The organism is Pseudomonas sp. NPDC088885 (assembly GCF_044750025.1).
Taxonomy (GTDB): domain Bacteria; phylum Pseudomonadota; class Gammaproteobacteria; order Pseudomonadales; family Pseudomonadaceae; genus Aquipseudomonas; species Aquipseudomonas rustica.
This window is the reverse complement of the sequence record NZ_JBIVJB010000143.1, coordinates 1-7,910: the sequence shown is the minus strand read 5'-3', so window position 1 is coordinate 7,910 and position 7,910 is coordinate 1. Positions and strand designations below refer to the sequence as shown.

Annotated in this window: 9 protein-coding genes; 4 read left to right on the top strand and 5 right to left on the bottom strand. The window is 58.3% G+C overall.

Annotated elements, in window-relative coordinates:
* The coding region (locus ACIP1X_RS26895; protein ID WP_400755787.1) for an AMP-binding protein at positions 1-345 on the bottom strand (345 nt) is incomplete at its 3' end.
* A 347-nt stretch (positions 346-692) separates the two neighbouring features.
* Positions 693-2,381, bottom strand: coding sequence for a long-chain-fatty-acid--CoA ligase FadD2 (gene fadD2 / locus ACIP1X_RS26890; RefSeq protein WP_159812801.1), 1,689 nt, complete (start codon positions 2,379-2,381; stop codon positions 693-695).
* Between the two features lie 199 nt (positions 2,382-2,580).
* Between fadD2 and ACIP1X_RS26885 the strand changes: the two genes are divergently transcribed.
* The gene (locus ACIP1X_RS26885; protein WP_053123001.1) at positions 2,581-3,525 is read left to right on the top strand and encodes an alpha/beta hydrolase; all 945 of its coding nucleotides are present in this window, start codon (positions 2,581-2,583) and stop codon (positions 3,523-3,525) included.
* A 42-nt stretch (positions 3,526-3,567) separates the two neighbouring features.
* Positions 3,568-4,038, top strand: a complete 471-nt coding sequence (locus tag ACIP1X_RS26880; protein WP_400755786.1) for a MaoC family dehydratase — start codon at positions 3,568-3,570, stop codon at positions 4,036-4,038.
* 139 nt (positions 4,039-4,177) lie between these two features.
* Here the strand turns inward: ACIP1X_RS26880 and ACIP1X_RS26875 are convergent, their stop codons facing one another.
* The gene (locus ACIP1X_RS26875; protein WP_400755785.1) at positions 4,178-4,645 is read right to left on the bottom strand and encodes a PA2169 family four-helix-bundle protein; all 468 of its coding nucleotides are present in this window, start codon (positions 4,643-4,645) and stop codon (positions 4,178-4,180) included.
* A gap of 205 nt (positions 4,646-4,850) precedes the next feature.
* Between ACIP1X_RS26875 and ACIP1X_RS26870 the strand changes: the two genes are divergently transcribed.
* Entirely contained in the window at positions 4,851-5,087 is a 237-nt protein-coding gene (locus tag ACIP1X_RS26870) for a DUF3820 family protein (protein ID WP_003213031.1), read from the top strand.
* 28 nt (positions 5,088-5,115) lie between these two features.
* Complete coding sequence (locus tag ACIP1X_RS26865; RefSeq protein WP_400755784.1) at positions 5,116-6,297, top strand: aminotransferase class V-fold PLP-dependent enzyme; 1,182 nt, start codon at positions 5,116-5,118, stop codon at positions 6,295-6,297.
* A gap of 5 nt (positions 6,298-6,302) precedes the next feature.
* Here the strand turns inward: ACIP1X_RS26865 and ACIP1X_RS26860 are convergent, their stop codons facing one another.
* Both ACIP1X_RS26860 and ACIP1X_RS26855 read right to left on the bottom strand, forming a co-directional pair.
* Positions 6,303-7,028: an intradiol ring-cleavage dioxygenase gene (locus tag ACIP1X_RS26860; RefSeq protein WP_400755783.1), complete on the bottom strand. Its 726-nt coding sequence runs from the start codon at positions 7,026-7,028 to the stop codon at positions 6,303-6,305.
* Between the two features lie 306 nt (positions 7,029-7,334).
* A partial coding sequence (locus tag ACIP1X_RS26855) for a bifunctional 4-hydroxy-2-oxoglutarate aldolase/2-dehydro-3-deoxy-phosphogluconate aldolase (RefSeq protein ID WP_400755782.1) occupies positions 7,335-7,910 on the bottom strand: 576 nt, incomplete at its 5' end.

The window sequence follows — 7,910 nt, the reverse complement described above, 5'->3', positions numbered from 1 at the left end:
AAGCCCGCGAAGTTCGCGAGCCGCGTGAAGCCCGTACCGAAGCAGCGCCGGCCGCTCGTGAAGAACGCGCGCCACGTGCGCCGCGTGCAGAACGTTGGGCAGTTGCACGGCGATTCGATCACCGGGCTGCAAGTCGGTATGCTGTTGCAGATACGCGGCAAACGCACCGGACAATTCGTACAGTTCACCGTAGGTGATTGTCTTGCCCAGGTTGCTGAAAGCCGGTTTGTTGGCGAAGCGTTGGCAGGACTGCTTCAACACTGCCTGAATATTCGGGTACTCATCTGGATTGATGTCGGCAGCAATTCCAGCGGGGTACTTATCCTTCCAAAAGTCTTCGTTCATGGAAGCCCACTCCTCAGCAACGCGAATTCTTCACCGCATTTGATGCGATTATTATTGGTGTGTGTTTTGTATTGGTGAATCTGGCTTTTTGATAGGCCGAGAAGTCACAAAGCGCGCCGAGAGTAGCAGCTTTGCCGAGGGTCGACTAGAGCCAAAAGCGGCCCATACAGTCATATTTATGACTCAAGACTTGCTAACAGTCATTTTAGAGCAAAAATCCTAGAACACCTTAAAAGTCCCGTAAAACGGGGGCTTCAAAGCAAAAGATCGCAGCCTTCGGCAGCTCCTACATGGAATGCGTTTCCAGTAGGAGCTGCCGAAGGCTGCGATCTTTTTGTTTTCAGGCGTTAAGCGATATCGCGCAACTCACGGCGCAGAATTTTCCCGACCGGCGTCATCGGCAACGATTCGCGCAGCACGATGTGCTTCGGCACTTTGTACGCGGTGAAATTCTCTTTGCAGTACGCCTTCAGCTCTTCCAGGCTGACGCCGGTTTCCCGCGCCACCACAAACAGCTTCACCGCCTCGCCCGAACGCTCGTCCGGCACACCGATCACCGCGCAGTTGGCGACTTTCGGGTGGGCCATCACCACGTCTTCGATCTCGTTCGGGTACACGTTGAAACCGGAGACGATGATCATGTCCTTCTTGCGATCGACGATGCGCACGAAACCATCCGGATCGATTACCGCGATGTCGCCGGATTTGAACCAGCCTTCAGCATCCAGCACTTCGGCGGTGGCCTCAGGTTTGTTCCAGTAGCCCTTCATGATCTGCGGGCCTTTGATGCACAGCTCGCCACGCTCGCCCATTGGCTGCTCGACGCCATCATCGTTGATCACTTTCAACAACGTGCCCGGCACCGGCAAACCGACCGTGCCGAGGCGCGACTGATCGCCGTACGGGTTGGTGCAGGCCACCGGCGAGGTTTCGGTCAGGCCGTAGCCTTCGGTGATGCGGCAACCGGTCATCTGTTCCCAACGCTCGGCGGTCGCCTTGACCAGTGCGGTGCCGCCAGAGTTGGTGAGTTTCAGGCTGGAGAAATCCAGGGTCTTGAAATCCGGGTGATCCATCAGCGCAACGAACAGTGTGTTCAGCCCCAGCAACGCCGAGAAACGCCAGTTCTTCAGCTCTTTGATGAACCCGGCAATGTCGCGAGGATTGCTGATCAATACGTTGTGGTTGCCGGAGACCATCATGCACATGCAATTCGCGGTGAACGCATAGATGTGGTACAGCGGCAGCGGCGCGATCATCACCTCCTGACCTTCGCGCAGCAGTGGCTGACCGTCCGGCCCGAGCTGCGCCAGACACGCGCGCACTTGCTGCATGTTCGCCACCAGATTGCCGTGGGTGAGCATCGCGCCCTTGGCCAGTCCGGTAGTGCCGCCGGTGTATTGCAGCACGGCGATGTCGTCGAGGCTGACCTTCAACGGCTTGATGCCCAAGCCCCGGCCCATGCGCAGCGCACTCTTGAAGGAGATCGCCTGCGGCAGCGAATACGCCGGCACCATTTTTTTCACTTTGCTGATCACGGTGTTGATCAGCCAGCCTTTGGCGGTGGGCATCAAGTCGCCCATCTTCGCTTCGATCAGGTATTGAATGTCAGTGTCGGGCAGCACTTCCTGGACTTTCTGGCCGAACATGTTCAGGTACACCAACGCACGTGCGCCGGAATCCTTGAACTGGTGACGCATTTCCCGCGCGGTGTACAGCGGGTTGGTGTTGACCACGATCAGCCCGGCGCGCAAGGCACCGAACACGGCAATCGGGTAATGCAGGACGTTGGGCATCTGCACGGCGATGCGATCGCCCGGCACCAGATCGGTGTGCGCTTGCAGGTAACCGGCGAAAGCGGCGCTCTGACGTTCGAGCTCGGCGTAGGTCAGGGTCACGCCCATGTTGCTGAATGCCGGGCGATCCGCGAACTTCTTGCAGGAGCGCTCAAACACCTCGATCACCGACTTGAACTCACCCATGTCGATGTCCAGCGGTACGCCGGCCGGGCGTTTGTCGTTCCAGAAATCAGGTTGCATTGTTCTTGTCCTCTTTACCTGAGCCGATCCGGGCCGCTTTCTGTCATTTCTGAAAAAGCGGAGCTTCACGGACACTAGCAGTTATGGCCATTGAGGCAAATACGGGCAAAGCCGTCATTGATCGTGTGAATCTTCCTGCCGTGGCGTGGGCTGATCAGACGCGCTATACAATGTTCCGACTCTGAGCAAAGGAATCGCCATGATCCACCACCCCCTATGGCTGGACGCGAGTGACCGCAGCCGCCTGTTCGTCAACCAATGGCTGCCCGCCGCGCCGTTGAAAGCGGTGATCCTGCTGGCCCACGGCATGGCCGAACACAGCGGCCGATATGCCCGTTTGGCCGACACGTTTTGCGACAAAGGTTATGGCGTTTACGCGCCGGATTTGCGCGGACATGGCAAAACTGCCGAACACGGTACGCTCGGACATTTCGCCGACGACGATGGCTGGTGCAAGGTGCTGGGTGATTTGGCGAGCCTCAATCAACACATCGGCCAGCAGCACCCCGGCGTGCCGATCATCCTGCTCGGCCACAGCATGGGCAGCTACCTCGCGCAGGCCTATCTGCTGCACCACAGCGCCAGTTTGCAGGGGGCGATTCTCAGCGGTTCGAACTTTCAGCCAGTGGCGCTTTATGGCGCGGCACGGCAGATCGCCCGACTGGAAAAACTGCGTCAGGGCGGCAAGGGGCGCAGTGCGCTGATCGAGTGGTTGTCGTTCGGCTCGTTCAACAAAAAATTCAAACCGGTGCGCACGCCGTTCGACTGGCTCAGCCGCGATCCGGCTGAAGTCGACCTGTACGCCAACGACCCGTTGTGTGGCTTTCGCTGCACCAATCAGCTGTGGATCGACTTGCTCGGCGGCTTGCAGCAAATCAGCAAAGCGTCCAATCTCGCCCAGATCAACCCGGGCCTGCCGTTGCTGGTGATTGGCGGCGAATGTGATCCGGTGAGTGAAGGCAAGCGTCTGACTGATCTGGCCAACGCTTTGCGCTCGGCCGGCAGCCAGAACCTGCAACTGCAGATCTACCCGCAGGCGCGGCACGAATTGTTCAACGAAACCAATCGCGATGAGGTGATTGCCGATGTGCTGGCCTGGATCGATCAGGTGCTCAGCCATCCGCGCCCGCAACGCAGCGAATAATTTTTTGTGGATTTATTTAATCCGTCACAGGAATCAAGACCGATGACCCAGGTTACCAATATCCCTTACGAAGCCCTCGAAGTCGGCCAGACCGCCAGCTACTGCAAGACCGTCGAAGAGCGCGACATTCAGCTGTTCGCCGCGATGTCCGGCGACCACAACCCGGTGCACCTGGACGCCGAGTTCGCCGCCGCCAGCATGTTCAAGGAGCGCATCGCTCACGGCATGTTCAGTGGCGCGCTGATCAGCGCCGCCGTGGCGTGCGAAATGCCTGGGCCGGGCACTATTTATATCGGTCAGCAGATGAGCTTTCAGAAGCCGGTGAAGATCGGCGACACGCTGACGGTGCGTCTGGAAATCCTCGAGAAGCTGCCGAAGTTTCGCGTGCGCATTGCTACTCGTGTGTTTAACCAGCGTGATGAGTTGGTGGTGGATGGTGAGGCAGAGATTCTGGCACCGCGTAAGCAGCAGACGGTGACGTTGCCGACATTGCCGGCCATCAGCATCGGCTGATTTAAAAGATCGCAGCCTTCGGCAGCTCCTACATTGGAATGCGTCCCTGTAGGAGCTGCCGCAGGCTGCGATCTTTTGCTTTTAAAACAAACATAAAAAAACGCCAGACTAGCTGGCGTTTTTTGTTACTGGCGTACGCTTACGAGCGTGCGCGAGCCTGGTTACGCAGGGCTTTCACCTGGTCGTGGTTGCGTTGTACGCCGTGGTACTGACGTTCAACCAGGTCACGAATGCCCACCAGGTTGTACTTGTTGATTTTTTCCAGTGCTTCTTTGTAAGCCTTCAGCGCATGGTCTTCACCACGTTCGGCTTCGTTCAGCACAGCCTCTTCGTCTTTGCCGGTGAACATCGCTTTAACGTCGACCCAGCGACGGTGCAGATCACCGCTGACGCTGGTGGAAGTTTCCGGATCGCCGCCCAGTTTGCGAACTTCAGCTTGCAGCTCAGCTGCAGCGGTAGCGCAATCGGCAGAGCGGGTCACGAACAGGGTTTTCAGTTCTGGGTGCTTGATGTCTTCAGCGCAAGTCTTGAACCCTTCCTGACCGTCCTTGCTGGTTTCAATCAGGTCATTGAGTACAGAGATGGCTTCTTTATTCATGTCGGTCATTTTTCAATTCCTTGCGATCGGTGGAAGATGCAAGGGATATTGCAGTGTGCGTGCCAGTTTTTACTCCGAAAGAAAACATATATAAATCAACAACTTAAAGATAAATGAACTATCTGTATTGCGGTTATTTGCATGATCTGTCATTTGGCCTGCATGCAGAATGCCTGTATTTTCCAATCTGATTTGAAGCCAGACGATCCTTTTGATGAATCCCGAAAAACTCGAACTGCTGATCACCCGAGAAATGCCCTTCGGCAAGTACAAGGGCCGGATCATCGCCGACCTGCCAGGCCCTTACTTGAACTGGTTCGCCCGTGAAGGTTTCCCGCACGGCGAACTCGGCGGATTGCTTGCACTGATGCAGGAGATCGACCATAACGGTTTGTCCGAGCTGCTCGAACCGCTGCGTGCCAAACATGGCAAACCCGCCCCGCGCCATTGAAGCGCCCTCCTCTATAGAGCCAGCCGCCATGCCCGATAACACCCTGCGCGCCCGTGATGAAGCTTTTTGGCAAATGTTTGTCGGCCGCTATGACGTCCAACCCGGCCCGATCAATCTGGAGAACGGTTACTTCGGACGCATGTCGCGCACGGTGATCGAGGAGTACCAGCGCAACATCGAGCTGATCAACACCAGCAATTCGGTGTACGTGCGCCAGCGCTACGAGCAATACGACAACCTCGACATCCGCGCACAATTGGCCGAGCTGATCGGCGTGCGCGCGCAAAGCGTGGCGTTTACCCGCAATGCCACTGAAGGCCTGCAATCGCTGATTCGCAACTACAACCGCCTGCAACCCGGCGATCAGGTGCTGATCTGCGACCTCGAATACGACACGGTCAAAGGTGCCATGCGCTGGCTAGCCAAGCATCGCGGCGTCGAAGTCATCGAGATTGACCACGCGCACCCGGCGACTTTCGAGAGCCTGCTGGCCACCTACCGCGAAACCTTTATTCGTCACCCGAAACTGAAACTGATGGCGCTGACGCACGTCACCCATCGCACCGGTCTGGTGATGCCGGTGCAGGCCATCGCCGCGCTGGCCAAAGAGCATGGGATCGACATCATCCTTGATGGTGCCCACGCCCTCGGCCAGATCGAGTTCGACTTCGAAGCCCTCGGCATCGCCTTCGCCGCGTACAACCTGCACAAATGGATCGGTGCACCGCTGACTCTCGGTTTCCTCTATATCGCTCCGCAGCGGCTGGCCGATATCGACCCGGACATGGGCGAGATGCACTACCCGGTCAACGATATCCGCTCGCGCACCTCGTACAGCACACCGAACATTCCGGCGCTGATGACCTTGCCGCTGGTGTTCGAAGAGCATCGCTCGCTCGGCGGCGCAGCGGCCAAAGGGGCGCGAATCAATTACCTGCGCAACCTGTGGGTCAGCGCCGTGCGCCAGTTGCCGGGCATCGAAGTGTTGACGCCAGACGATCCACGCTTGTATTGCGGGATCACTGCGCTGCGTTTCACTCGCCATGACAATCAACAGGCGATGGCCGAGCGTCTGCTCAACGAATACAACCTGTTCACCGTGGTGCGCACGGGCGCCGCCTGCGGGCCGTGCATTCGCATCACGCCGGGGCTGACCACCACCGCTGCCGAGATGCAATTGCTGACGCGCGCGCTGAACGAGCTGCGCTGAATCGCCTAAACGGTGTATTTGTCGAAGTCCTCGGGTTTGATCTGCGACGACACCGCAAAGGTGTCGATGCCGATGGTCAGGTGGCCGAAGAAACCGTCCTCGTGGGAGTCGCGGCCGATCGGCCAAACGGTCAGGGTCGAAGCCTCGCCGCCCATGTCGGCAAAGAAACTGTCCTGAGTATTGTTCAACGCTGTTGAGGCGCGACCGCGATAGGCTTTGGCGTTGAGCACCGAGCGCGACACTACTTCGGGGAAATACAACTGACCGACCCACGCCACGTTGCGCTCTTCGAGGTACTCGGTACCTGTGACCATGCGCACCGCCACATGGATGTGCAACGCACGACCGGCGTAGAACCCCGGATAAATCGTGGTAAAACGCGCCCTGCCCTTGTGATCACAGAACTGACTGCCGCGCAGGTAGGTGTCATCGTCGGTGCGCGGGATCGAACCGATGGCTTCGGCGTCGACTTCGAGATCCGGGTTGATCCGGCTCCAGCCCGAATACGCACCGCGAGCGTTGCAATGCCAGATGTCCACCAGCGCGCCGCTCACCGGTTCGCCAGTCATCGCATCAACGATGGTCAGGCGTAGCAGCAGCGGCAAGCCTTCCGCACCTTCGCTGATGTTGCGGCGCAGCAATTGCGGGTTGCGAAAATACGGCCCGGCGATTTGCTCGGGGGCCAGTTGATACACCGGGTCCGGTGAGGGTGTTGCAGCGTCTCGATCCATGATGCGTTCTCTCTTCCATAAGAGAACGCAGATTAGCGCCACGCAATCGCCTGCGTGCGGTAACTATGTATCGCGTCGTAACTCCAGGCTGCGATCTTTTTGGCCTAGCCATTTGAAAGCAAGATCAAAAGATCGCAGCCTCGTTGCACTCGACAGCTCCTACATCGCATCCCGTATCAACGCCCTGTAGGAGCTGCCGAAGGCTGCGATCTTTTGATGTTGGCTTTTCTGCGGGCAAAAAAAAACGGTGCGCCGACCGAGCGCACCGTAAAGCCGTAGAACACACAACGAAGTGTTTGGTAACAATCAGTCCAGCAGCGCCAACGCCTCAGCGGTGCATTCCTGAATGCGGGCCCAGTCGCCGTTCTTGATCCACTCCGGATCAAGCATCCAGCTACCGCCCACGCACATGACGTTTTTCAGCGCCATGTAGCTTTTGATGTTGGCCGGGCCGACGCCGCCAGTCGGGCAGAATTTCACTTCACCGAAAGGGCCGCCGAGGGCTTTGATTGCCGCGACGCCACCGCTGACTTCCGCCGGGAACAGCTTGAAGCGGCGATAACCCAGACCGTAGCCTTCCATGATGCCGGAGGCGTTGCTGATGCCCGGTAACAGCGGAATCGGACTTTCGACGCTGGCTTCCAGCAGGTCACGGGTAATGCCTGGGGTGACGATGAATTGCGAGCCGGCAGCTTCGGCCGCCGCGAGCATGTTGCGATCGAGCACGGTGCCGGCACCGGTCATCAGTTCCGGACGCTGGTCGCGCAGGATCTGAATGGCCTTGAGGCCGAACTGCGAACGCAGGGTCACTTCCAGCGCGGTCAGACCACCGGCGGCCAGGGCGTCGGCCAGTGGCAGCACGTCCTGTTCGCGGGCGTTGGT